Genomic DNA, 25,700 nt, shown 5'->3' with positions numbered 1-25,700 from the left:
CTTTACTTCTGTCGAACAGCTCGATCAACGACCGTGGCTGTCGGTGTAGGGCAGCAGGGCCAGGAAACGGGCGCGCTTGATAGCGGTGGCCAGCTGGCGCTGATAACGTGCCTTGGTTCCGGTGATACGGCTGGGAACGATCTTGCCGGTTTCGGAAATGTAGGCCTTCAGGGTGTTGAGATCCTTGTAGTCGATCTCTTTGACGTTTTCTGCGGTGAAACGGCAGAACTTACGACGACGGAAAAAACGTGCCATGAAATAGGCTCCTCAATAGGTCCGTGGATTACTCGTCCGCGTTGTTGTCGCGGCTGTCGCTGTCATTGTCGTTTTCGTTGACATTGTCAGTTTCAGGGCGATCACGACGCTCACGGCGCTCGCTACGGTTTTCCTCGGCCTTGAGCATTTCAGACTGCTCGGTCACGGCTTCGTCGCGACGGATGACCAGGTTGCGGATGACGGCATCGTTGTAGCGGAAGTTGTCTTCCAGCTCGGCCAGGGCCTTGCCGCTGCACTCGACGTTCAGCATCACGTAGTGAGCCTTGTGAACGTTGTCGATGGCATAGGCCAGCTGACGACGACCCCAGTCTTCCAAGCGATGGATCTTGCCGCCGTCTTCTTCGATCAGCTTGGTGTAACGCTCCACCATGCCGCCGACCTGCTCGCTCTGATCCGGGTGGACCAGGAAGATGATTTCGTAATGACGCATTGTTGCTCCTTACGGGTTGCAGCCTGCCGCTGTGCGCGGATCAGGCAAGGAGTGAATCTGGATATTGTCTTGCCGGCAGTGAGGCGCGCAAACGCCTGCCGCTCGGGCAAGGGGCGCAATTCTAGAGAAGCGCGCCCGCCCGCGCAAGGCGATCTGGTGAAGTTTTAACCAGCTCGACGAGCGTCCGGTCAGCCCCCACGCTCGTCACGAATGCCATCGAGCAGCGCACGCACCTGCTGGATGTCGTAAGGCTTGAGCATGGATTTCAACCCCTCCAGGCCTTCCTCGCGTGCATCTACCGGATAGCCCGAGGCGATGACGATGCTGAGCGACGGATGCCGCGCCTTTGCCTGGCGGGCCAGCTCGGTACCGCTCATGCCGGCCAGGCCCACGTCGGTCAGCAATACATCGAAGCTGCTCCGCTCCAACTGCTCCAACGCCTCTTCGGCGGAGTCGCACGGTGTCACCCGGTGCCCGAGCTCTTCCATTACTTCGCCGGTGAGCATGCGCAAGGTTGGATCGTCCTCGACGAAAAGAATCGCCAGGGCGCCGGAGCGCGTCGAGGCGGGGTCGCTAGCGACCACAGACGCTGCATTCCCCCTCGCCTCCAAGGTTGCACCCTCATCCATATGGGAAGCATCTCGGGGTAAGCAAATGCGCACCACCGTGCCCGCACCCGCCTCGCTCTCAAGCTCAACGAAACCGCCGCTCTGCCTGACGAATCCATACACCATGCTCAGGCCAAGGCCCGAGGCATTGCTGGCCTGGCGAGTCGTGAAGAAGGGCTCGAAGGCGCGTGACAGCACTTCGGGTCGCATTCCCTCACCGCGGTCGACCACGCTCAGTTCCACATAGTCGCCCGGCGCTGCGTCTGGATGGGCGGCTAGCGCCGATGCGTCGAAGCTTCGATTACGCAGGAGCAGCCTGAGCTCGCCCCCACTCGTCATCGCATCGCGTGCATTGACCGCCAGATTGAGAATCGCTGCCTGCAGATTGCCGGTGTCCGCCGAAACAGGCCACAGCCCAACCTGACCATCAATCGTTAATTGAACGGCGCGCCCCAGCGCCCCGTTGAGCAGCTCGCTCATCTGCTCGAGCAGCGCGCCGAGGTCCACTGCTTGCGGCAACAACGGCTGACGGCTGGCGAACGCCAGCAGTTGCGAGGCCAGTCGAGCACCCTTCTCAACACCGCCAACCGCCGAATCGAGTCGCCTGAGTGCCGTTTCGTCACCGCCCAAACTACGCCGCAGCAACTGCAGATTGCCGCCGATGATCTGCAGCATGTTATTGAAATCGTGGGCGATGCCCCCGGTAAGCTTGCCCACAGCTTCGAGCTTTTGCGCCTGCATCAGCGCCGCTTCTGCAACACGACGCTCGGACTCGCTGTGCGACAGCTCCTGGGTACGCTCGCGAACCAATTCCTCCAGATGATCACGATGGGCCTGCAATTCCTGCTGGCTGCGGTACTGCTCCGTCACATCGCTGCCCAGCACAAATATTCCAGAGGCCTTACCGTCACGCTCAATGATCGGTTGGAACACGAAGTCGACGTAGACTTCCTCGGGCTCGGCTTCGGGCTGCCGCCGCAGCATGGCTCGCATACCTCGCCCAATGTACGGCTGACCGTTGTGGTAGACATCGTCCAGCAAATCGATAAACACCTGCCCTTCCAGCTCGGGAAGCGCCTCGCGTACAGTCCGCCCGATCAGCGGCCGGTGCCCGGTCAGCGACTCGTAGGCGGCATTGGCCAGTTCGAATACATGTTCTGGGCCGCGCAAGAAGCAGGCGAACCCCGGCGCCTGAGCGAACAACTGACGCAATTGTTTGCCCTCATCCTGCATCAGCCTCGCGCGGGACATGATGCCAGCCTCGATCTGCTGCGGCGGCTGCGCGCCCGCCTCAGCCGAGCGCAGCGACGCCTTTAACGACTGCAGTTCGGTGATATCGACGGTGTGCTGCAGAATCATGGCAACCTCCCCGCTCTCGTCGAGCAGGGGTGTATGCGTCGCACTCCAGTACCGATCCTGGTAGACGGCCGAGTCGCCTTCGCCGACCAATATCGAATAACGGATCACCGGCAGGCTGTCGACCGCACGTGTCCGCAGGACTTGCGCGAAAGATTCGAGCAGCTCATCCACATGCGTTGTTTCAGGCGCATCGGGATCTGCGGTAAAAGCATCATGGATGCGCTTGCCGACTATTTCTTCGAGCGCGCGGGCAGTCAGTTTCAGATAGGCATCGTTGGCATCGAGGATCACCAGATCCCGATCCAGCAGCAGGTAAGCGTTTGGTGAAACCCTGAACAATGCCTCGAAAGGCGGGCGTTGCGGCATACAACCTCCATGGTGCTAGCCTGACGCGGCCGGACTCGGCTCAGCGCCAGGCTAAAGCCGGGCACGTGCAGCAGAGCGACATTGAGCACCAAGGCGGCACGGGATCGACAATGGACCGCACGAGGCGCGATCTGGTTCGGAAGGGGGCGCCCATATGAGCGCCACCCATTGTTTCAGGCGACGGGCTGGCCGCGCCGGCGCTGACGCCGTGCTTCGAACAGGCAGACACCCGTCGCGACCGAGACGTTGAGACTGCTGACGCTGCCGGCCATCGGCAACCGCACCAGGAAATCGCAGTGCTCTCGGGTCAAGCGCCGCATCCCCTTGCCCTCGGCCCCCATGACCAGCACGATCGGCCCGCTCAGGTCCTGGTCATAGAGCTCCTGCTCAGCTTCACCGGCTGTGCCGACGATCCACAGGCCGCGCTGCTGCAGCTTTTCCAAGGTCCGGGCGAGGTTGGTTACCGCGACGAGCGGTATGACCTCAGCCGCACCACAAGCCACCTTGCGTACCGTTGCGTTGAGCGTTGCGGACTTGTCCTTGGGGATGATGACGGCCAGCGCACCGGCCGCATCAGCCGTGCGCAGGCAAGCGCCGAGGTTATGCGGGTCGGTCACCCCGTCCAGCACGAGTAGCAGCGGAGCCTGCTCGGTGCGGTCGAGCAGCTCGTCGAGCATCGCATCACCCCAGACCTGGCTGGGGCTGACTTCGGCAATGACACCCTGGTGGACGCCCTCAACCCAGGCATCCATCTCGCGGCGTTCGCATTGCCCGACACGAACCTTTTCCTGGCCGGCGAGCTGCAGCAGCGCCTGAATGCGGGGGTCGCCCCGCCCCTCGGCTAGCCACACCTGCTTTACGCGCCGGGGGTGATGACGAAGCATGGCCTCTACAGCGTGCAGGCCATAGATCTTTTCCAGGTCGCTCATGACTTCGCCTTACGCTTACGCGGCGCGCCACCGTCCGACTTGGTGCGAGAACCCTCGGTCTTTGCTTTGCCAGTACTGCGCTTGGCCTTGCCCGCCCCGGTCTTTTTCTCTTTAGCCTCGGACAGCAGCGCCTTCTTCATCTCGCGGCTCTTCATCACGTCGGCACTGACGCTTTCCTTGTCTTTCCCCGTCGTCTTCCGGCTACGCGAACGCTCGGCCTTGCCTTCGCGCTCGCCGGTCGCCTTGCGCTCGCCAGCGCCGACCCGGCTACCGCCGCCGATCAGCTCGAAATCGATCTTGCGCTCATCCAGGTCGACGCGCATGACACGCACCTCGACGCTGTCGCCCAATCGGAAACTGCGGCCGCTACGCTCGCCCGACAGGCGATGATGAAGCGGATCGAAATGGTAATAGTCGCCCGGCATGGCCGTGACATGCACCAGCCCCTCGACATAGATATCAGTCAGTTCGACGAACAGGCCGAATCCCGTCACCGCGGTGATCACGCCCGGGAACGTCTCGCCGACCCGGTCCTTCATGAACTCGCACTTGAGCCAGTTCACCACGTCGCGAGTCGCCTCGTCCGCACGGCGCTCAGTCATGGAGCACTGCTCGCCGAGCTGCTCGAGCGTCGCTTCGTCGTATGGATAGATACGCGCCTTCGGCATGCTGGTCGCGCCCGCACGGCGAACGTGCGACGTATCGCGCCGGGAGCGAATCACGCTGCGGATCGCGCGATGGATTAGCAAGTCCGGGTAGCGACGAATCGGCGAGGTGAAATGCGCGTAGGCCTCGTAGTTCAGCCCGAAGTGACCGTTATTGTCCGGGCTGTAGACCGCCTGGCTCAGCGAGCGCAGCATGACCGTCTGGATAACGTTGAAGTCCGGCCGATCCTGGATACGCTCCAGCAAGGCCTGATAATCCTTCGGCGTCGGCCCTTCCTTACCTCTGTGCAAGGCCAGACCCAGCTCGCCAAGGAAGGCACGCAGCTTCTCCTGACGCTCAAGCGGTGGCCCTTCATGCACCCGGTACAGGCCAGGGATGTCGTGGTCCTGCAGGAAGTGAGCGGTGGCGACGTTGGCACACAGCATGCACTCCTCGATGAGCTTGTGCGCATCGTTACGCTCGGTCGGCCGGATTTCGGCGATCTTGCGCCCCGCACCGAAGATGATCCGGGTCTCCTGGGTCTCGAAATCGATCGCGCCACGCGCATGACGCGCCTTGAGCAATACCTTGAAAAGTGCGTAGAGCTGCTTTAGATGCGGTAGCACTTGCCCATATTCGCCAATCAGTCGCTTGCCCTCGGTTGACGAAGGCTGCTCGAGCATGCTGCTGACCTTGTTGTAGGTCAGCCGGGCATGGGAATGAATGACCGCCTCGTAGAACTGATAGTCGGTCATCTTGCCGGACTTGCTCAGTGTGATCTCACAAACCATGGCTAGGCGATCGACATGCGGATTCAGCGAGCAGAGCCCGTTGGAAAGCGCTTCGGGCAGCATCGGCACAACGCGCTCTGGGAAATACACCGAGGTGCCGCGCAGCTCGGCCTCCTTGTCCAGCGCCGAGCCGACTTTCACGTAATGCGAGACATCAGCGATCGCCACATAGAGACGATAGCCCCCGGAGAACAGCTTCCACCCGCTAAGCTTTTCGCAATACACCGCATCATCGAAGTCGCGGGCATCCTCCCCATCGATCGTGACGAACGGAAGGTGGCGGAGGTCGACACGCTTCTGCTTGTCCTTTTCTTCGACCTCCGGCTTGAGCTTCGCCGCTTCGCGCTGAACGGCATCAGGCCATACATAGGGAATATCGAAGCTGCGCAGCGCGACGTCGATTTCCATGCCTGGCGCCATGTAATTGCCGATCACCTCAACGACGTCACCCTGCGGCTGAAAGCGCTGCGTAGGCCAGTGGGTGATGCGAATCTCGACGAACTGCCCAGGCTTGGCACCTAGCGAACGCCCGTCTGTCACAAGCACTTCCTGCTGGATCTTCGGGTTGTCAGCCAGGACGAACCCAATGCCGCTTTCCTCCTGATACCGGCCGACGATGGTTTCGTGGGCGCGGCTGATGACTTCGACGATAGCCCCTTCACGCCGCCCGCGGCGATCCAGGCCGGCGACCCGCGCGAGGCAGCGGTCTCCATCGAAAACCAGGCGCATCTGCGCGGGGCTCAGAAACAGGTCGTCGCTGCCGTCATCTGGGATCAGGAAGCCGAAACCGTCACGGTGGCCGCTCACGCGACCGCATACCAAGTCAAGCTTGTCCACCGGGGCATACGTGCCGCGCCGGGTGTAGATCAGTTGACCATCGCGCTCCATCGCGCGCAGGCGGCGACGCAGTGCCTCGATATCATCTTCGGACACCATTCCGAATTCTTCGACCAATTGCTCCCTGGTCGCTGGTGAGCCGCGTTCGCTCAGATGCTGGAGAATCAGCTCGCGGCTGGGGATGGGGTTTTCATATTTTTCCGCTTCACGTGCGGCCTCGGGGTCGAGGGATTGCCAATCGGCCATTAAGAGATGTCACCTTTCATTCATTTATTGAGGCAGAACGCCCTGTATCTATTGAAGCGCGAAACGCCTGCGCGCGGCAGGTTTAAGGCGAATTATTTTTCCCAAGCGGGGGTTTACAACCTATAACCTCGCCCGTATAGTTCGCGCCCACAGTGTCTGGTTGACGTTGTAACACGTAAGCGGTGAAGTATCATCGTTTGTGCCCAGGTGGCGGAATTGGTAGACGCACTAGGTTCAGGTCCTAGCGGTGGCAACACCGTGGAAGTTCGAGTCTTCTCCTGGGCACCACTCCTCTCTTGATGCAACGGTTTCCGATGCAGCCAGAAACGAAGCAAGTCGGCTTCGACCAGCAAACGACAAATTAAGTCGATGAGCAATCATCGCAATGTGCCCAGGTGGCGGAATTGGTAGACGCACTAGGTTCAGGTCCTAGCGGTGGCAACACCGTGGAAGTTCGAGTCTTCTCCTGGGCACCACTCTTCAGAAAAAAACCGAGCCATTGGCTCGGTTTTTTCGTTTCGGCGAACTGAACGCCTTATCAGCTTCTTGCTTTCTCATTTCGTACGCTCATTTGCCGCTCTGCCCAGCGCAACAGCACCTGGCAGAGCGGCCTGCATCAGGCGTAAGGATGACGCAGCACAATGGTCTCGTTGCGATCAGGCCCAGTGGAAATGATATCGATCGGCGCCTCGACCAGCTTCTCAAGGCGCTTGATGTACGCTCGCGCATTGGCCGGCAGCGCATCGAGCGACTTGGCGCCGACGGTAGACTCGCTCCAGCCCGGCATGTCTTCGTACACCGGCTGTAGACCTTGATAACTATCGGCGTCAGTCGGCGCGTCTACCAGCACCTCGCCATTGCGATCCTTGTAGGCGACGCAGATGCGGATGGTTTCCAAGCCATCGAGCACGTCCAGCTTGGTCAGGCAGAGACCCGAGACGCTGTTGATCTCGATCGCGCGGCGCAAGACCACGGCATCGAACCAGCCACAGCGGCGCGCGCGGCCAGTGGTTGAACCAAACTCATGCCCGCGCTCAGCCAGGCGAGCCCCGGTTTCGTCGAACAGTTCGGTTGGGAAAGGACCAGAACCCACACGGGTGGTGTAGGCCTTGGTGATACCCAGGATATAGTCCAGATAAAGCGGACCGAAGCCCGAGCCAGTTGCGGTTCCGCCGGCCGTGGTGCTGGAGCTGGTCACGTACGGATAGGTGCCATGATCGATATCGAGCAGCGAGCCCTGGGCACCTTCGAACATGATCCGCGCGCCCTGCTTGCGAAGATTGTGTAGGCAGGCGGATACGTCGGTCATCATCGGCTTGAGAATCTCGGCATAGCCTAGCGCCTCATCGAGTGTCTTTTGAAAATCGACCGGCTCGACCTTGTAGAAATTCTGCAGGATGAAGTTGTGATACTCGAGCAATTCGCGCAGCTTCACGGCGAAACGCTCAGGGTTGAACAAGTCGCCGATTCGCAGACCGCGACGGGCTACCTTGTCCTCATACGCCGGCCCGATACCGCGACCCGTCGTACCGATTTTGCCTTCGGAGCGAGACGCCTCGCGCGCTTGGTCCAGCGCAACGTGGTACGGCAGGATCAGCGTACAAGCGGGACTGATGCGCAGGCGCTCGCGCACCGGGACGCCCTTATCTTCCAGCTTGGTAATTTCGCGCATTAGCGCGTCGGGCGCGACCACCACGCCGTTGCCAATCAGGCACTGCACGTTCGCTCGCAGAATGCCGGACGGAATGAGGTGAAGGACCGTCTTTTCGCCATCGATGACGAGCGTGTGTCCGGCATTATGGCCACCCTGGAAGCGGACAACGGCCGCCGCCTGATCAGTGAGCAGATCGACGATCTTGCCCTTGCCCTCATCACCCCACTGGGTGCCCAGGACCACGACATTCTTACCCATAAACCCTTGTCCTCTCGGCGAAGCATGCCGGCCCAAGCCGGCAAAGAAACAGAATCAGCCTAGCGCATCCAACCGCACCGCTCAGCGGTACAGCGGCGCCACCACCCACGCATCATCGTGCAATATCAACTGACGGTCGCATCCGGCGCCCGCCGCCGAAACACCACCCTGCCCATCCAACGCCTGCACCACGCGCTCGCCCTGCTGGCGAAGCTGGCGGATCGCCTGCCATAAGCCAGCCGCACCTTCGCTCGGTGCCCAGACACCGCCAGCACTGACAGACAGCTCGGCATTGCCCAGACTGACCAGCGTCTTCAGGTCGGTGGAAAAGCCAGTCGCCGGACGCGCACGACCGAAATCGGCACCGATGTCGTCATAGCGGCCGCCCTGAGCGATCGATTGCCCTACGCCGGGCACAAACACAGCGAACACGACGCCGGTGTGATAGTGGTAGCCGCGAAGCTCGCCAAGATCGAAATACAGGGGCAGCTGCGGATAGCGCGCGGCGACCTGATCAGCGATACGAATCAGCCCTTCGAGCGACTCGAGCACCGCGACAGGCGCACCGGCAAGCACGGAACGCGCGACCTCGAGCGTCTCTCGCCCGCCACACAGGCGCGCCAAAGCCCGCACCATGCGAGCAAGATCAGGCTCGACGGCAGCCGTAAGCACTTCGATCTCATCCATCGCCTTACGTTGCATCGCATCGAACAGTTGCTGCTCGGCGTTACCGGAAAGCCCCGCTGCGCGAGCAAGCCCTCGATAGATACCAACATGCCCGAGATCCATATGTACATGCGGCACGTCGGCCAGCTCGAGCATCTCGAGCATCAGACTAATCACCTCAAGATCACTCGAGGTGCTGCTGTCGCCGTAGAGTTCAGCGCCAAGCTGAATGGGGCTGCGTGAGGTCGCCAAAGCCTGTGGCTTGGCGTGCAACACACTGCCGGCGTAGCACAGACGACTCGGCCCTTCACGGCGCAAGGTATGCGCATCCAGTCGAGCGACCTGAGGCGTGATGTCAGCCCGCAATCCCATCTGGCGACCGGACAGCGGGTCGATCACTTTGAAGGTTTTGAGGTCGAGGTCCTGACCGGCACCGGTCAGCAGGGACTCCAGAAACTCGATATGCGGAGTGATGACCAGCTCGTAACCCCAACGCTGAAACAAGTCCAGTACGCGGCGCCGTGCGGTTTCGATACGCGCCGCCTCGGCAGGCAGCACCTCCTCGATGCCATCTGGCAAGAGCCAGCGGTCTAACGTTGCCATTTCGCCATCACTCCTCGATACGGCAAACCCATTCAAGCAGACGAGAACCGGGCTACAGCAACTGCCGGCCTTCTATCGCGTGCAATTTCGTTTTGAACCGTGGCCTCTGCGCCGCGCGCCGTACAGGCACAACTTGGCGGGGCCATGTGCGGATCGGCCTGGCTTCGACCGGAAGCACAGGCGTAAAAAAGCCGGGAGTGACCCGGCTCGGCGATCATAACAACCTTTTGCCGTCGGGTCACCCGCAGGACGGACCGCCCCGCCGGATGACCCGCCACCGCTTCATTGCGCCGTGGACGACTCCAAATAGCGGAAGAAATCGCTGTTCGGATCGAGTACCAGCACATCATCTTTGCTGGCGAAGCTATCGCGATAAGCCTGCAAGCTGCGGTAGAACGAATAGAACTCCCGATCCAGGCCATAGGCTGCCGCATAGATAGCCGCGGACTGCGCATCACCGTCGCCTCGCAGTTCCTCCGCTTCACGGAAGGCCTCGGCAAGCAGCACGCGACGCTGACGATCAGCGTCGGCGCGAATACCCTCAGCCAGCTCCTTACCCTTGGCGCGATGCTCGCGCGCTTCACGCTCACGTTCCGAGCTCATGCGCTCGAATACGCTGCGATTGACCTCGCGCGGCAGGTCGATCCCCTTGACGCGGACATCCACCACCTCGATGCCGAGCTCCTGCTGTGCGGCGCGGTTCAAGCTGTTGGTGACCAACGCCATCAGCTCGTCACGCTGGCCGGAGACGGACTCGTGCAAGGTGCGCTTACCGAACTGGTCGCGAAGTGCAGCCTCAAGACGACGAGCCAGGCGCTCATCGGCGATCTGCTTCATGCCCGACGTCGCCGTGTAGAAACGCTCGGCATCGTCCACACGCCACTTGGCGTAGGAGTCGACCATCAGCGCCTTCTTCTCGAGCGTCAGGAAGCGCGACGTGGTTGTATCCAGCGTCATGAGGCGACCATCGAACTTGCGCACGCTGTTCACGTAAGGAATCTTCACGTGAATACCGGGCTTCACGTCGGGCTCGACGATACGACCGAAACGCAGCAACACGGCCCGCTCGGTCTGCGACACGATATAGAAACTATTCCAGGCCACGATTGCCAGCACGACGCCGACGATCAGGGCAGTCAACGACTTGTTGCTCATCAGCGAACCTCCCTTGTACGCACTTCACGCGGGTCGAGCTCCGGCGGAATCCGGGTCGACTGGGTCGAAGCGCCCGAGGAGGAGGGGCTGGACGAACGATCAGCATTGTCGCTGCGGCTGTTGATCATCTTGTCCAGCGGGAGATAGAGCAGATTGTTTTGCCCCTTATCACCTGTCACGAGCACCTTGCTGGTGTTACTCATCACTTCCTGCATGGTCTCCAGATAGAGACGTTCGCGTGTAACCTCCGGCGCCTTGCGGTACTCGGCAACCAGCTTGCTGAAGCGATCCGCCTCACCCTGGGCCCGCGAGATGACCGAGTCGCGATAACCACTGGCCTCTTCCAACATGCGCTGCGCCTGGCCGCGCGCCTCAGGAATGACGCCATTGGCATAAGATTCGGCCTGGTTCTTCTCGCGCTGCTCGTCTTCACGCGCGCGAATCACATCGTCGAACGCTTCCTGGACCTCACGCGGCGCCGCCGCGCTCTGCAGGTTGACCTGCGTCACGATGATCCCGGTGCCATAGTTGTCGAGGAAGCGCTGAAGGCGCTCCTTGACCTCACCTGCCATCGCCTCGCGGCCTTCGGTCAGCACCTGATCCATTGCCGTGGAACCGACCACGTGACGCACCGCACTGTCGGTTGCATGCTGCAGCGACGCCTCCGGGTCCTCGACATTGAGTACGAAGGCCTGAAGATTGCTGATCTTGTACTGAACGGTGAGCGGCACCTCGATGATGTTCTCATCCTCGGTGAGCATCTGGCCCTGCTTGCTATATGAACGCTCACGGGTAACGTTCGCCTGGAACTTGCGATCGAAAGGCGGGAAATAGATGTTCAAACCCGGACCGACCGTTTCATGGTATTTGCCAAAGCGCAGCACGACGGCCTGTTCCTGCTCATCGACGATGTAGATCGCATTGAACAGCCAGACGGCGAGCAATAACACAAGGCCAACCCAAAGGAGCCCGAAGCCGCCACGGCGACCGCTGCCACCGCCTGACGAAGATCCGCCACCACGCTTCTTGTTACCGAACATTCCGTTCAGGCTGTCTTGCAACTTGCGGAAGGCCTCATCCAGATCCGGCGGCCCTTTCTGATCGCCGCCACCACGACGACCGCCACCACCGCCACCCCAGGGATCCTGGTTGTTCGAGTTGCCACCCGGCTCATTCCAAGCCATAGCGCTCTCCATTCAGATAAAGCAAAAGACGCGCAACGGCGCGTCCGCCAATGCTACCGAAAGCCCGTAACGATAGGCTTAAAACCCTCGCTAGCCTTTATTGCAAAGTATGTTGCTCAATGAACTGCTGCATCTCGATGCCTGCCTGGCTAACGAGCCGATTGAGCTCGACTCGCTGAAGCCTGACATCCAGAAGGCTTCCGCCTTCTTCATCATGCGATTCCGATTGCACTGCACCGAGCTCGAAGAGCTTGGCCCTCAGGCGCCCCAGCCGCTGCGGCAGCCTCAACGTGCCAACGAACAGATCGTCCCCAAGCAGTTCGGCAATTGCCTGCTGCAACAGCTCGAGCCCAAGGCCCTGCTGCGCGGATACCCAGACACGCTGTGGTACGCCGTCCGCATTGCGCTGGATCTGCGGTTCGATGCCTTCGAGCAGATCGACCTTGTTGTAGACCTCAAGCAACGGCAGCTCGTTAGCGCCGATCTCGGTCAGCACAGCCAATACCTGCTCGATCTGCTGGTCACGCTCTGGCTCATGGGCATCGATGACGTGCAGCAGCAGGTCGGCATTACTTGATTCTTCGAGCGTGGCGCGAAAGGATTCGACGAGTTTATGCGGCAGGTGTCGAATGAAGCCGACCGTGTCAGCCAGGACGACAGGCCCAAGGTCGTTCAGCTCGAGCCGACGCAGCGTTGGATCGAGCGTGGCGAACAACTGATTAGCTGCGTAGACCTCGGAGGACGTCAACGCGTTGAAGAGCGTCGACTTGCCGGCATTGGTGTATCCCACCAGCGAGACGAGAGGAACATCGGCACGCCGGCGACCCCGTCGCGCCTGCTCACGCTGCCCACGCACCTTCTCAAGTCGCTGCTTGATCTGGCGAATGCGCACGCGCAGTAGGCGGCGGTCGGTTTCCAGCTGGGTTTCACCCGGCCCCCTGAGTCCGATACCGCCCTTTTGGCGCTCAAGGTGAGTCCAGCCGCGAACCAGCCGGGTGCTCATATGCTCGAGCTGGGCCAGTTCAACCTGCAGCTTGCCTTCGTGCGTGCGGGCGCGCTGGGCGAAAATATCCAGAATCAAACCCGTTCGGTCGAGCACACGACACTCGAGCGCACGCTCAAGGTTGCGCTCCTGGCTGGGGCTTAGCGTGTGGTTGAAAATCACCAACTCGACTTCGCTATCCCGCACCAAGTCATGCAACTCTTCGACCTTGCCGCTGCCGATCAGGAATTTGGCGGAGGGCTGGTGACGGGCGACGTTGACGAAACCAACGGTCTCAGCCCCAGCCGAACGTGCCAGCTCCTGGAATTCCTGGGGGTCTTCACGTGCCGCCGGATCCTGGCCATCCAAGTGGACAAGGATGGCCCGCTCCCCGCCACCGGGACGCTCGAAGAACAAAGATCGACCCCTTTATTCGTTACCCGATTCGGCCTGATCAGCCTCGCCAGTCGCAGGAAGGCGGACCGGACGCCCTGGCACCACCGTAGAAATGGCGTGCTTGTAAACCATTTGACTGACGGTGTTCTTCAGGAGAATTACGAATTGGTCGAACGATTCAATCTGACCCTGCAACTTAATACCGTTGACCAGATAGATGGAAACTGGGACGCGTTCCTTACGCAAAGTGTTCAGGTAAGGGTCTTGTAGCGAATGCCCTTTTGACATGTGCCGCACTCCTTAGAGGATCTTTTTCATTAGTTTTTAGAATCAAACACAGCGATCCAATCTGAGGATAGCCGGTCAAATTGCAGTGTCAGCTCAATATGGAGAGCGAATCCAAGTATTTCAATGCGCGCGGCAGATTGTCGCGTGCCGACGTTTCCAACCGGTGAATCCCATCCCACCCCCGCAACCAGGTCAGCTGGCGCTTGGCCAACTGGCGCGTAGCAGCCACGCCCTTTTGCAGCATTTCGTCCCTCGAGCAAGCGCCGTCCAGATAACTCCAGACCTGCCGATACCCGACGGCACGCATCGAAGGCAATTCGGGATTCAGATCGCGGCGCCTACGAAGTGATTCGACCTCTTCGACAAAGCCCTGTTCAACCATCTGCACGAAGCGCTGCTCGATTCGATGATGCAAGACCTGCCGTTGCGCCGGCGCGATTGACAACTGCGCGACAGTATAAGGCAAGACGGAGCGCTCTGGCTCGCCTGCCCCGGCTTTTTGCTCGCGCTGTCGGAGGCGATGCTCGGTCATGCTCAGCCCGCTGACACGGTAGACCTCAAGAGCTCGCACCAGCCGCTGCGGATCGTTCGGATGAATCCTTGATGCCGACTCGGGATCGACCTCAGCGAGCTCGCGGTGCAGCGCAGCCAGGCCGACTTTCTGCGCCTGCGCTTCCAGCTCCGCACGCACCTGCGCATCGGCTGGCGGCATGTCCGCCAGACCATCGAGCAAGGCGCGAAAGTAAAGCATGGTCCCCCCGACCAGCAGTGGAATCCGACCCGCGGCAGAGATCTGGGCCATCGATGCACGCGCATCGCTGACAAAGTCAGCCGCCGAATAGCTTTGAGCCGGGTCGCGGATATCGATGAGGCGGTGCGGGAACGCTTCGAGTAGCGCGGTCGAAGGCTTGGCCGTACCGATATCCATGCCGCGGTAAACAAGCGCCGAGTCGACGCTAATCAGCTCGCAGGGCAAGGCCTGCGCAAGCTCGATGGCCAAGTCGGTCTTTCCCGCCGCGGTCGGACCCATGAGAAAAATCGCTGGCGGTAATGGGGGCATCATCGACTCGCAAGAAGGCAACTGCCCATGGCGGGCGAATAGAGCGCAGGCTAGCGGCCGCGCAGGAAGAGCTTGTCCAGGTCAGTCATGCCCATCTGCGTCCAGGTCGGGCGCCCATGGTTGCACTGGCCGCTGCGCTCGGTCTGCTCCATGTCTCGCAGCAATCCGTTCATCTCTGGCACGGTAAGGCGTCGATTCGCCCGAACTGCACCGTGGCAGGCCATGGTGCCGAGCAGCTCGTTGAGATGCGCCTGAATACGGTCGCTGGTGCCATACTCGAGCAAGTCGGCCAGCACGTCCTGGACGAGCCGGGTGGCCTCGGCCTGCTTCAGCAAGGACGGCACCTGGCGGATCGCAAGGCTCTCGGGACCGAGCCGCTGAAGTTCGAAGCCTAGCCGCTGGAACCAGTTCGCGTGCTCTTCCGCGCAATCGGCCTCGCGCTGACTGACCGCAATGGACTCAGGCACCAGCAACGGCTGGCCACGCAGACCCTCACTGGCCATCGCCGTTTTCAGACGCTCGTACATGATCCGCTCATGCGCCGCATGCATATCGACCAAGACCAGGCCATGGGCGTTTTCAGACAGAATGTAGACCCCTTTGAGCTGGGCGAGCGCGTAGCCCAGCGGTGGCACATCATCCTGGGCTTCCGGCAAGGCCGAAGGAACCGCGGAAGCTGGCAGCGGCGAAAAGAATTCGCGGTAGGCGCCTTGCGCTTCGGCGACAGTGCCGGTTGGAAGCGGACGTGGCGCTTGGTAACCCGCCCCTGGTCCACGCCAGGCTGGCTCGGGTGCCTTGGGAGACTCCAGCACGCTAGCGGCGAGGCTCATTTCGTTCTGGCCAGCGAACTCACCCGCCGCCAGCCCGCTGGCCACGGGTGTCGGAGCCGCCGTCACAGGCGCCATCTGATCCTCAGGGCGAACATCAGCCAATGCGCGATGCAGCGTGCCGTAGAGGAAGTCATGAACCATACGGTTATCGCGGAACCGGACCTCGTGCTTGGTCGGATGGACATTGACATCCACCACGCCGGGGTCGACATCGAGGAACAGCACGAAGGTCGGGTGCCGGCCGTTGAACAGAACGTCCCGGTAAGCCTGTCGCACGGCGTGCGCAACCAGCTTGTCGCGCACCATGCGGCCGTTGACATAGAAATACTGCAGGTCCGCCTGACTGCGCGAATAGGTTGGCAGACCGACCCACCCCCAAAGATGCAGGCCGTTGCGCTCGATCTCCACCGGCATCGCCTGCTCAAGAAACGCAGGCCCACAGACCGACGCCACGCGTCGGGCACGCGAGGGCGCATCCGGCGCCTGGTGCAGCGCCAGCACGGGCTTGCCGTTGTGACGCAAGTGGAAGGCGACGTCGAATCGGGCCAGGGCCAGCCGCTTGATCACTTCCTGGAGATGATCGAATTCGGTCTTCTCGGTTCGCAGGAACTTGCGCCGCGCCGGTGTGTTGAAGAACAGGTCACGCACTTCCACCGAGGTGCCCACCGGATGGGCTGCCGGCTGGACGCGCGCCTGCATGTCCCGGCCTTCGGTTTCCACCTGCCAGGCCTCGCTCGCATCGGCCGTGCGCGAGGTGAGCGTCAGCCTTGATACCGAGCTGATGGAGGCGAGCGCCTCACCCCGAAAGCCCAGGCTGACGACACGCTCCAGGTCTTCCAGGTCACGGATCTTGCTGGTCGCGTGGCGGGCAAGCGCCAACGGCAAATCGTCCGCCGGGATGCCGCAGCCATCATCGCGCACCCGCAACAGCTTGACGCCGCCTTGCTCGACCTCGACTTCAATGCGCGTCGCGCCCGAATCCAGACTGTTCTCGAGCAGCTCCTTGATCACCGATGCAGGGCGTTCGACCACCTCGCCCGCCGCGATCTGGTTGGCCAGCCGCGGACTGAGCAGCTGGATGCGTGCCGCTCCGATCATGGCTGCGCAGCCAAGGTCGTTGCGGGAATATTCAGCGTCTGCCCGACCTTGATCACGTCGCTCTTGAGGCTATTGGCGTCACGCAGCTGTGGCAAGGTGACCTGATAACGCTCGGCCAGCAGTGCCAGGCTCTCACCGGATCGCACGACGTGCTCGCGCGGCCCGGCAGCAATCTTGCCGGAATCACGCAGCCAGGCGACATAGGTGCCTGGCGGTGGGTTCTCATGGAAGAATTGCCGCACACCGCTGTGAATCGAACGCGCCAGCGACTGTTGATGCGAGGCGGTCTGCAGCTTGCGCGCCTCGGAAGGGTTAGAGATGAACCCCGTCTCGACCAGGATCGACGGAATGTCCGGCGACTTGAGCACCATGAAGCCCGCCTGTTCGACTCGCCGTTTGTGCAGCGGCGTGATGCGCCCCATATTGCTCAGGACCTTCTGCCCCACATTCAGGCTGGACGAGAGCGAAGCCGTCATCGACAGGTCCAGTAACACGCCGGCGAGCATTTGGTCCTTGTCGCCGAGGGTGACGTTGCCGGCTCCGCCGATGAGGTCGGAGCGGTTTTCGCTATCGGCTAGCCAACGCGCCGTTTCGGACGTAGCGCCGCGGTCCGACAGGGCGAACACCGATGCCCCATAAGCAGCCGAGCGCGGTGCGGCATCGGCGTGGATGGAGACGAACAAGTCAGCGCCTTTCTTACGTGCAATCTCGGTACGTTTGCGCAGCGGAATGAAGTAATCGCCGGTGCGGACGAGCTCGGCACGGAAGCCCTTGTCGGCATTTATCTGCCGCTGCAGCTCCTTGGCGATGGAGAGTACAACCGTTTTCTCATACACCTTGCCCGGCCCGATGGCGCCCGGATCCTCTCCGCCATGCCCGGCATCGATGGCGATCACAATGTCGCGCTTGCCGCCTGGCACTGCCGGCAGCGTGACCGACGGCAGCGCTGGAGACACGGGCGCGGCCGGCTTGCCCGGAGTCGTCGTCGCCGGCACGCTGGCGGTGCTGCTGGCCGCATCGGCGGGATCATCGAACAGATCCACGACGAGGCGGTGGCCATACTGCTGATTCGGTGGAAGCGTGAAGCTCTTGGGCGACACCTGGGTCGACAGGTCAATCACCACACGCAGCGTGTCGGCGTCGTACTTGGCTGCGCGCAAGCCCGAAATGGGTGTGTTCTGCAGAGGCAACTGATCGAACGGCTTGGGTAACTCGCCGCCATCGACATCGATCACGATGCGATCCGGCGCGGTCAGCGTGAACACCTTGTGCTCGACCGGGCCCGACAGATCAAAGACCAGGCGGGTGTTGTCCGGCGCCCGCCATAGACGCACGCTCTGTACGTCGGACGCGGCGAAGACCTGCACGGCCGCGAGCATGAATGCCAAACCACTTGCCAGCGCGCGTATGCGCATACCCAACCTCATGATGTTCATTGATTGCCGTCGGTCAGGATGGAACACCAGCCGTCGCCCCGCGCGCCCCGCGGCGTCAGGCTCAGCGCACGCCCGGTCCCTTGCGGCGTAATGGTAATGTCCAGGTCGGCCTTTGGCAAAATGCCTGCTCCACGCTCCGGCCATTCCACCAGACATAGCGCGTCACCCTCGAAATAATCGCGGATCCCGAGAAACTCCAGCTCTTCCGGATCGGCCAGACGATAAAGATCGAAGTGGAACACGCGTACGCCAGCCAACTCGTACGGTTCGACCAAGGTAAAGGTCGGGCTCTTGACGTTGCCCTGGTGGCCTAAACCCTGGATCAACCCGCGCGACAGCGTCGTCTTGCCTGCACCCAGATCACCGTGCAGGTAGATAACGCCGCGCCCTGCCGTCGCGCTCGCGATACGAGCGCCCAGCGCCAGCATCGCCGCTTCGTCGGCGGCGTAGAGGGTCAAGTTCTGCATGGCGAATGCTCCTCGAGCAACTGGCGGATGGTGTCTATCAGGTCAGCCGCTGCCAGCCCGCGTCCTGTACGTCCCTGACGCTCACCTGCCGATGCGTGCAGCCAGACGGCCAGACAACCCGCCTCGAAAGGCGCGAGCCCCTGTGCCATCAGCGCCGCCGCGACACCCGCCAGGACATCCCCAAGCCCGGCGCTTGCCATGGCCGGGTGGCCTCGATCACAGAGCGCGAGGCGGCCGTCACGGGCAGCAACCAGCGTGCCGGCACCCTTGAGGACGACCGCACAACGGTAGCGCTCGGCCAATGCACGCGCCGCGCCGGGCCGATCGGCCTCGACCTCGGCGACACTGCTGCCGAGCAAGCGCGCGGCCTCGCCGGGGTGCGGGGTCAACAGGCAATCCGCAGGCGCGTCGACCACACCGTTAGCCAGCAGGTTCAGCGCATCGGCATCCCAGACCTGTGGCTTCCCGCAGTCTGGCGCCAGCGACAGCAGGCTGCGTCCCCAAGGCGCCTGGCCAAGTCCCGGCCCAACGACCAGTACGTCGGCACGCTGCGTGAGCGCCGTCAGCGCATAGGTCGACTCGACTCCGCTGCACATGATCTCAGGACGACGTACCAGGGCGGCCGTAACATGTTCAGGCCGGGTCGCCAGGCTGACCATCCCAGCGCCGCAACGCAGCGCGGCCTCTGCACTGAGCAGCGCCGCCCCGCCCGTTCCGAGATCACCGCCAATTACCAGAACCTGCCCATAGCGACCTTTGTGCGCCGTTGCGGGCCGTGCCGCGAGCCTCGGAAGGCTATCTGGGCAGAGTCGGCGCGCGGCCGGCTCGCACGTTTGTACCAACGCGACATCGGCTTGCAGGTCGTCGAACACCAGCTCACCCACAAGATCAGGCGCCTGCCCGGTAAACAGCCCGAGCTTGAGACCGATGAAGGTCACCGTCAGGTCGGCGCGCACGGCGTGGCCTAGCGCCCTACCGGTGTCGGCACACAGCCCGGACGGCATGTCCACGGCCAGGACCGGCAAACCGCTGGCGTTAATGCTGGAAATGGCGCCGGCATAGGGTTCGCGCACGTCACCGGATAAGCCTGTTCCCAGCAGAGCGTCGACAATGATGCCCTCTACCAGTGCATCTGGCCGCCAAGGCTGGACGAGCACGCCAGCCTTGAGTGCGTCCTGCCAGGCGGTGGCGGCATCGCCTTGAAGCTGCTGCGGATCACCGACGGCGAATACGGTGACACGACGGCCGGCACGTTGCGCAAGGAGTGCGATGAGGTAACCGTCACCGGCATTGTTGCCACGGCCGGCCAGCACGCTGATTGGCCGTTCCTCTGGCCAACGCCGGCGCAAGACGCGCCAGGCAGCATGCGCGGCGCGTTGCATTAGTTCGTAACCGGAGGTGCCGGCAGCGATCAGGCGAGCGTCGAGGTCACGTACCTGAGCGGCACGGTAAAGAGCATTAGGCAAAGCAGCGGCGGTCTGGGACATGAATCACCCGGGGGAATATCTGGCAGAATTATACGCATCCACCCGGCAGCCCGCCCCTGGCGTGACACGATCGCGCCAGCCCACCGCATCATCGCCTCTCGCCAAGTCTTGCCTCATGACCAGCACCTCCCTCGACCCTACCGTTCTCGCCGATACCATCAAGGCCTGGGGTCGCGAACTCGGCTTCCAACAGGTCGGCATAACCGGCGTCGAGCTCGGTGAGCATGAAGCCCATCTCGACCGCTGGTTGGCAGCGGGCTACCACGGTGAGATGGACTATATGGCTGCGCACGGCAGCAAACGTTCCCACCCCGACGAGCTGGTCCCGGGCACCCTGCGCGTCATCTCGCTGCGCATGGATTACCTGCCTGGCGATACGCGGATGGCCGAGCAGTTGGCAAGGCCAGAGCAGGCCTATGTGTCGCGCTATGCGTTGGGGCGGGATTACCACAAGCTGATTCGAAAACGCCTGCAGCAGTTGGCCGAGCGTATCCAACAGGTCATCGGCCCGTTTGGCTATCGCGCCTTCGTCGACAGCGCACCGGTACTGGAAAAGGCAGTGGCGCAGCAGGCCGGGCTCGGCTGGATCGGCAAGAACACACTCGTGCTGAACCGCAAGGCAGGTAGCTGGTTCTTTCTCGGCGAGCTCTTCGTCGACTTCGAACTGCCGGTCGACGAGCCCACCGCACGCGACCATTGCGGCAGCTGCCATGCCTGCCTGGACATCTGCCCGACCGAAGCCTTTATCGGAGAGCGCGTTCTGGATGCGCGACGCTGCATTTCCTACCTGACCATCGAGCTGAAGGGCCCAATCCCAGAGGAGCTCCGCTCGAAGATCGGAAACCGCGTCTTCGGCTGCGATGACTGCCAGATCGTCTGCCCCTGGAACCGGTTCGCGCGCCCCACCGAGCAGAGCGATTTCCAGCCCCGCCACAGCCTGGACAACGCCGAGCTGGCTACGCTGTTTCGCTGGAGCGAGGACGAGTTCCTCAGCCGCACCGAAGGCTCGCCACTGCGGCGTACCGGGTATCTGAACTGGCTGCGCAACCTGGCCGTCGGCCTAGGTAACGCGCCTTCCAGCATCCCCGTGCTTGAAGCACTGCGGGCCCGCCGCGACGATCCGTCTGAACTAGTACGCGAGCACGTCGAGTGGGCATTGGCGCAACATGCGGCTCGCGAGCCGAGCTGAACGAGCCCCGCGGACTGACGCTACAAACCGCCCTGAACATTCAGGCCCAGCCCGAGCACCGTGGCGAGCGAGAGCGGCAGCAAGAGCGTATCGAGCAAGGCGCTGGCCGGAAGATCGAGCGCCGCATACCGGGGCGCCTCGGCACCGAATCGGTCCCGTGGGCAACAACCGCCGTTGAGGCTGTACCAGTCCAGCCGAGTACCGGAGTAGATGATGGGCGCGCCGGGTTTGGCGGCGTCGAGGGTACGCACCGTGGCGCACCCGGACAGCAGCAGAACAAAGAGCAGCGCTGAGCAAAGCCGTATGACGGGTCGTTTCATAAAGCGTCCACCCTTGCAGTCATAGGGCTTGCTCTCGCCACCCTCAATCATCCGTGACGATATGGTGCTCACCCCAACGCGGCAGCATGTCCTGCGGGATGTTGAGCAGGTTGAGGATACGCGCGACGACGAAGTCGACCAGGTCATCGATGGTCTGCGGCTGATGATAGAAGCCGGGCGACGCCGGCAGGATGATCACGCCGAGGTTGGACAGCTTGAGCATGTTCTCCAGATGGATGCTCGAATACGGCGCTTCACGTGGCACCAGGATCAGTTGACGGCGCTCTTTCAAGGCGACGTCCGCGGCACGCTCGATCAGGTTGTTGCAGGCCCCGGTGGCGATGGCCGACAGGGTGCCGGTCGAACATGGCACCACCACCATCGCTGTCGGCGCGCCGGAGCCGGACGCGGGCGGCGCCATCCAGTCTTCCTTGGCGAACACGCGGATCTGCCCCGCCGCCGCGCCGGTGTATTCGGACAGGAACGCCTGCATGGCCTGCGGCTTGGCCGGCAGCACCACGTCGGTCTCGGTGGACATCACCAGCTGTGCTGCCTTGGAGATCAGAAAGTGCACCTCGCGGTCTTCCTGTATCAGGCAGTCGAGCAGGCGCAGGCCATATTGGGCGCCAGAAGCGCCGGTCATGGCCAGGGTGATGCGTTCCGGTCCGCTCATGAATTTGCTCCCAAAGCTGCTGCGCTTGCTTATGCCGCGTTGAAACCTTACTCGAAATGCTCACTTGCACCAGCAAGCTCCGCCTTCTCGCAAGGTTTCGCCTTGCCCAAGCTTCGCTCGCGACGCGTTGGAAGCAAATTCGCCCTATCCCAATCTCGTAGGGTGGAAAACCGCGAAGCGTTTTCCACCGTTACATGGTGTTGGCGCTTCGGCCGTAACCTTACGCATGGAAAAGCCTTCGGCGTTTTCCACCCTACGCCAGTGCGGCGGCCAATTGGCCGTGCAACCCACCGAAACCGCCATTGCTCATCACCACCACCTGCGTGCCCGGCACGGCATCGGCTTTCACTTTGGCAATGATCGCCTCCAGCGAATCGCAGACCGTGGTCGGCACCGGCGAGCCGGCGACGGTCGCGGCGAGATCCCAGCCAAGGTTGGCCGGTGCGTACCAGATCGCCTGATCGGCCAGCGCCACCGACTCGGCCAGGCCCTCGCGGTGCGCGCCGAGCTTCATCGAGTTCGAACGCGGCTCGACCACCGCGATGATCGGCGTATCGCCGACGCGCTTGCGCAGGCCGTCGAGGGTGGTGGCGATGGCGGTCGGGTGATGGGCGAAGTCGTCATAGATGGTTACGCCATTGACCTCGGCGACCTTCTCCATGCGCCGCTTGACGCTACGGAACTCGCTCAGCGCCTCGGCGCCCTGCTTCGGCAGCACGCCGACATGCCGTGCCGCCGCCAGCGTCGCCAGTGCATTGTTGACGTTGTGCCGGCCGGTCAGCTCCCACTCCACCACGCCCTGCACCTCGCCGTCGAAGATCACTTCGAAGCGCGAGCCGTCGGCGCTGAGCAGCTTCGCCTGCCACTGGCCACCCTCGCCGGTGGTCTGCACCGGCGTCCAGCAGCCCATGCCGATGACGCGCTTGAGCGCCGTTTCCGACTCGGGATGGATGATCAGCCCCTCGCCTGGCACGGTGCGCACCAAGTGATGGAACTGCCGCTCGATGGCGGCTAGATCCGGGAAGATATCCGCGTGATCGAACTCCAGATTATTCAGGATCGCGGTGCGCGGGCGGTAGTGGACGAATTTGCTGCGCTTGTCGAAGAAGGCGCTGTCGTACTCGTCGGCCTCCACCACGAAGAACGGCGTACCGCCCAGGCGCGCGGAAATGCCGAAGTTCTGCGGCACGCCACCGATGAGGAATCCCGGGCTCATGCCGGCATGTTCCAGCACCCAGGCCAGCATGCTGCTGGTGGTGGTCTTGCCATGGGTGCCGGCCGCCGCCAGTACCCAGCGACCCTGCAGCACGTGATCGGCCAGCCATTGCGGGCCGGAGACATAGGGCAGCCCCTTGTTCAGCACGTATTCCACTGCCGGGTTGCCACGCGACATGGCATTGCCCACGACCACCAGATCGGGTGCCGGCTCCAGATGCGCCGGCTCGTAGCCCTGCATCAGCTCGATACCCTGAGCCTCGAGCTGGGTGCTCATCGGCGGATAGACGTTGGCATCTGAGCCGGTGACGCGATGGCCGAGTTCCTTGGCCAACACCGCGAGCGAACCCATGAAGGTGCCGCAGATGCCGAGAATATGGATATGCATTGATGACCTCTGAAAGACGCCGCGCCAGACGGCATGGCCGCACATTCGACGCTGGAAAACTGCGGCGCAGATTAGCACAGGGTCCGCTGCGGGGCGGTCGCACCGCACGTCGCCTCGCCTGCCGACGAACGGAGCCTGTTCTACGCTGAAAGACAGCAGTCATCACAATTACAAGACCGGAGACTCATCATGCGTTACGCCCATCCCGGCAGCGAAGGCGCTGTCGTTTCCTTCAAATCCCGCTACGGCAACTACATCAACGGCCAGTTCGTCGAGCCGGCCGGCGGTCAGTACTTCACCAACCTTTCCCCGGTCAACGGTCAGCCCATCGCCGAGTTTCCGCGCTCCGACGCCGCCGACATCGAGAAGGCCCTGGACGCCGCCCATGCCGCCGCCGATGCCTGGGGCAAAACCAGCGTGCAGGCGCGTTCGCTGATCCTGTTGCAGATCGCCGACCGCATCGAGCAGAACCTGGAGATGCTCGCCATCACCGAGACCTGGGACAACGGCAAGGCCGTGCGCGAGACGCTGAACGCCGACATTCCGCTCGCCGCCGACCACTTCCGCTACTTCGCCGGTTGCATCCGCGCCCAGGAAGGCACCAGCGCGGAAATCGACGAGCACACCGCGGCTTACCACTTCCACGAGCCGCTGGGCGTGGTCGGGCAGATCATCCCGTGGAATTTCCCGATCCTGATGGCCGCCTGGAAGCTCGCCCCGGCACTGGCTGCCGGCAACTGCGTGGTATTGAAGCCCGCCGAGCAGACCCCGCTGGGCATCAACGTGCTGCTCGAATGCATTGGCGACCTGCTGCCGCCGGGCGTGCTCAACGTGGTGCACGGCTACGGACGCGAGGCCGGCGAAGCGCTGGCTTCCAGCAAGCGCATCGCCAAGATCGCCTTCACCGGCTCCACCCCGGTGGGCTCGCACATCATGAAGCGCGCCGCCGAAAGCATTATCCCGAGCACCGTCGAGCTGGGCGGCAAGAGCCCGAACATCTACTTCGAAGACATCATGCAGGCCGAGCCGGCCTTCATCGAGAAGGCTGCCGAAGGGCTGGTACTGGGCTTCTTCAACCAGGGCGAAGTGTGCACCTGCCCGTCACGAGCGCTGGTGCAGGAGTCGATCTACGCGCCCTTCATGGAAGCGGTGATGAAGAAGGTCGCTCAGATCAAGCGCGGCGATCCGCTGGATACCGACACCATGGTCGGCGCCCAGGCCAGCCAGCAGCAGTTCGACAAGATCATGTCCTACCTGGAAATCGCCAAGGGCGAAGGCGCGGAGGTGCTCACCGGCGGCGCAGCGGAGAAACTCGAAGGCTCGCTTGCCACCGGCTATTACATCCAGCCAACCCTGCTCAAGGGCACCAACAGGATGCGCGTGTTCCAGGAGGAGATCTTCGGCCCGGTGATCGGCGTCACCACCTTCAAGGACGAGGCCGAGGCGCTCGCCATCGCCAACGACACCGAGTACGGCCTCGGCGCCGGCGTCTGGACCCGCGACATCAACCGCGCCTACCGCATGGGCCGGGCGATCAAGGCCGGTCGTGTCTGGACCAATTGCTACCACCTCTACCCGGCGCACGCGGCGTTCGGTGGATACAAGAAGTCGGGCGTCGGTCGCGAGACGCACAAGATGATCCTCGACAGCTATCAGCAGACCAAGAACCTGCTGGTGAGCTACGACATCAATCCGCTGGGCTTCTTCTAGCGAGGTAAACCACGCGCGCCGAAAGGGTGCCCGCCCGCGCCAACTGGCGTCGGGCTGGTGCGCCCCGGGGCCGTCTTTGCACCCCTGAATGCCCCCCACGCCCCGCAATGAAGTCGAAGGCACAGCGCTTGCTTTAAAGACCCTGCCGTACCCG

At 62.4% G+C, this 25,700-nt stretch carries 21 protein-coding genes and 2 tRNA genes; 4 read left to right on the top strand and 19 right to left on the bottom strand.

What is annotated here, in order from left to right; translation table 11 throughout:
* Positions 1 to 24: 24 nt before the first annotated feature.
* The 5 genes from rpsR to rnr form a co-directional block, all read right to left on the bottom strand.
* On the bottom strand, positions 25 to 255 hold the full coding sequence (rpsR, locus tag M1D78_RS03570; protein ID WP_019340128.1) for a 30S ribosomal protein S18: 231 nt from the start codon (positions 253 to 255) through the stop codon (positions 25 to 27).
* Positions 256 to 283: 28 nt separating this feature from the next.
* A complete protein-coding gene (rpsF, locus tag M1D78_RS03565; RefSeq protein WP_243607453.1) occupies positions 284 to 706 on the bottom strand; it encodes a 30S ribosomal protein S6 in 423 nt (140 codons plus the stop codon).
* Between the two features lie 188 nt (positions 707 to 894).
* On the bottom strand, positions 895 to 3,039 hold the full coding sequence (locus M1D78_RS03560) for a PAS domain-containing protein (protein WP_437422566.1): 2,145 nt from the start codon (positions 3,037 to 3,039) through the stop codon (positions 895 to 897).
* Between the two features lie 173 nt (positions 3,040 to 3,212).
* Positions 3,213 to 3,968, bottom strand: a complete 756-nt coding sequence (rlmB, locus tag M1D78_RS03555) for a 23S rRNA (guanosine(2251)-2'-O)-methyltransferase RlmB (protein WP_437422565.1) — start codon at positions 3,966 to 3,968, stop codon at positions 3,213 to 3,215.
* Positions 3,965 to 6,487: a ribonuclease R gene (rnr, locus tag M1D78_RS03550; RefSeq protein ID WP_437422564.1), complete on the bottom strand. Its 2,523-nt coding sequence runs from the start codon at positions 6,485 to 6,487 to the stop codon at positions 3,965 to 3,967. Before rnr ends, rlmB begins: the two co-directional genes overlap by 4 nt.
* A 201-nt stretch (positions 6,488 to 6,688) precedes the next feature.
* On the opposite strand from rnr, the gene M1D78_RS03545 reads away from it, so the two are divergent.
* Positions 6,689 to 6,775 (top strand) — tRNA-Leu (locus M1D78_RS03545).
* A gap of 101 nt (positions 6,776 to 6,876) precedes the next feature.
* A tRNA-Leu gene (locus M1D78_RS03540) sits at positions 6,877 to 6,963 on the top strand.
* Positions 6,964 to 7,103: 140 nt separating this feature from the next.
* Here the strand turns inward: M1D78_RS03540 and M1D78_RS03535 are convergent.
* The 11 genes from M1D78_RS03535 to M1D78_RS03485 all read right to left on the bottom strand — a co-directional run bounded on the left by M1D78_RS03535 (position 7,104) and on the right by M1D78_RS03485 (position 20,051).
* On the bottom strand, positions 7,104 to 8,399 hold the full coding sequence (locus tag M1D78_RS03535) for an adenylosuccinate synthase (RefSeq protein WP_437422563.1): 1,296 nt from the start codon (positions 8,397 to 8,399) through the stop codon (positions 7,104 to 7,106).
* Positions 8,400 to 8,480: 81 nt separating this feature from the next.
* The gene (locus M1D78_RS03530; RefSeq protein ID WP_437422562.1) at positions 8,481 to 9,668 is read right to left on the bottom strand and encodes an ATP phosphoribosyltransferase regulatory subunit; all 1,188 of its coding nucleotides are present in this window, start codon (positions 9,666 to 9,668) and stop codon (positions 8,481 to 8,483) included.
* Between the two features lie 282 nt (positions 9,669 to 9,950).
* Positions 9,951 to 10,823 (bottom strand): protease modulator HflC, encoded by an 873-nt coding sequence (hflC, locus tag M1D78_RS03525; RefSeq protein ID WP_437422561.1) that lies wholly within the window; start codon positions 10,821 to 10,823, stop codon positions 9,951 to 9,953.
* Positions 10,823 to 12,007, bottom strand: coding sequence for an FtsH protease activity modulator HflK (gene hflK / locus M1D78_RS03520; RefSeq protein WP_437422560.1), 1,185 nt, complete (start codon positions 12,005 to 12,007; stop codon positions 10,823 to 10,825). The genes hflC and hflK overlap by 1 nt, the downstream gene beginning before the upstream one ends.
* A 97-nt stretch (positions 12,008 to 12,104) precedes the next feature.
* Positions 12,105 to 13,406: a ribosome rescue GTPase HflX gene (gene hflX / locus M1D78_RS03515; RefSeq protein WP_437422559.1), complete on the bottom strand. Its 1,302-nt coding sequence runs from the start codon at positions 13,404 to 13,406 to the stop codon at positions 12,105 to 12,107.
* A 12-nt stretch (positions 13,407 to 13,418) separates the two neighbouring features.
* Positions 13,419 to 13,673, bottom strand: coding sequence for an RNA chaperone Hfq (gene hfq / locus M1D78_RS03510; RefSeq protein ID WP_437422558.1), 255 nt, complete (start codon positions 13,671 to 13,673; stop codon positions 13,419 to 13,421).
* A gap of 88 nt (positions 13,674 to 13,761) precedes the next feature.
* Positions 13,762 to 14,733, bottom strand: coding sequence for a tRNA (adenosine(37)-N6)-dimethylallyltransferase MiaA (gene miaA, locus M1D78_RS03505; RefSeq protein ID WP_437422557.1), 972 nt, complete (start codon positions 14,731 to 14,733; stop codon positions 13,762 to 13,764).
* Positions 14,734 to 14,783: 50 nt separating this feature from the next.
* The gene (mutL, locus tag M1D78_RS03500) at positions 14,784 to 16,661 is read right to left on the bottom strand and encodes a DNA mismatch repair endonuclease MutL (protein ID WP_437422556.1); all 1,878 of its coding nucleotides are present in this window, start codon (positions 16,659 to 16,661) and stop codon (positions 14,784 to 14,786) included.
* Positions 16,658 to 18,076, bottom strand: coding sequence for an N-acetylmuramoyl-L-alanine amidase (locus M1D78_RS03495; protein WP_437422555.1), 1,419 nt, complete (start codon positions 18,074 to 18,076; stop codon positions 16,658 to 16,660). Before M1D78_RS03495 ends, mutL begins: the two co-directional genes overlap by 4 nt.
* Positions 18,077 to 18,093: 17 nt before the next feature.
* Complete coding sequence (gene tsaE, locus M1D78_RS03490) at positions 18,094 to 18,564, bottom strand: tRNA (adenosine(37)-N6)-threonylcarbamoyltransferase complex ATPase subunit type 1 TsaE (RefSeq protein WP_437422554.1); 471 nt, start codon at positions 18,562 to 18,564, stop codon at positions 18,094 to 18,096.
* Positions 18,552 to 20,051 carry an NAD(P)H-hydrate dehydratase gene (locus M1D78_RS03485; protein ID WP_437422553.1) on the bottom strand — a complete coding sequence of 500 codons (1,500 nt, stop codon included), beginning with the start codon at positions 20,049 to 20,051 and terminating at the stop codon, positions 18,552 to 18,554. Before M1D78_RS03485 ends, tsaE begins: the two co-directional genes overlap by 13 nt.
* Before the next feature lie 115 nt (positions 20,052 to 20,166).
* Between M1D78_RS03485 and queG the strand changes: the two genes are divergently transcribed.
* A complete protein-coding gene (gene queG, locus M1D78_RS03480; protein ID WP_437422552.1) occupies positions 20,167 to 21,240 on the top strand; it encodes a tRNA epoxyqueuosine(34) reductase QueG in 1,074 nt (357 codons plus the stop codon).
* Between the two features lie 20 nt (positions 21,241 to 21,260).
* Here the strand turns inward: queG and M1D78_RS03475 are convergent, their stop codons facing one another.
* The 3 genes from M1D78_RS03475 to mpl form a co-directional block, all read right to left on the bottom strand.
* Positions 21,261 to 21,560, bottom strand: a complete 300-nt coding sequence (locus M1D78_RS03475; protein ID WP_437422551.1) for a YceK/YidQ family lipoprotein — start codon at positions 21,558 to 21,560, stop codon at positions 21,261 to 21,263.
* Positions 21,561 to 21,603: 43 nt separating this feature from the next.
* Positions 21,604 to 22,233, bottom strand: coding sequence for a flavin prenyltransferase UbiX (ubiX, locus tag M1D78_RS03470; RefSeq protein WP_437422550.1), 630 nt, complete (start codon positions 22,231 to 22,233; stop codon positions 21,604 to 21,606).
* Between the two features lie 253 nt (positions 22,234 to 22,486).
* A complete protein-coding gene (gene mpl, locus M1D78_RS03465; protein WP_437422549.1) occupies positions 22,487 to 23,836 on the bottom strand; it encodes a UDP-N-acetylmuramate:L-alanyl-gamma-D-glutamyl-meso-diaminopimelate ligase in 1,350 nt (449 codons plus the stop codon).
* A gap of 189 nt (positions 23,837 to 24,025) precedes the next feature.
* On the opposite strand from mpl, the gene exaC reads away from it, so the two are divergent.
* Positions 24,026 to 25,546, top strand: a complete 1,521-nt coding sequence (exaC, locus tag M1D78_RS03460; protein ID WP_437422548.1) for an acetaldehyde dehydrogenase ExaC — start codon at positions 24,026 to 24,028, stop codon at positions 25,544 to 25,546.
* The last annotated feature ends 154 nt before the right edge of the window (positions 25,547 to 25,700 follow it).

It is taken from the genome of Pseudomonas sp. SA195, assembly GCF_054131565.1.
The sequence above is the reverse complement of the archived record's forward strand: the minus strand, read 5'-3'. Positions and strand labels throughout refer to the sequence as shown.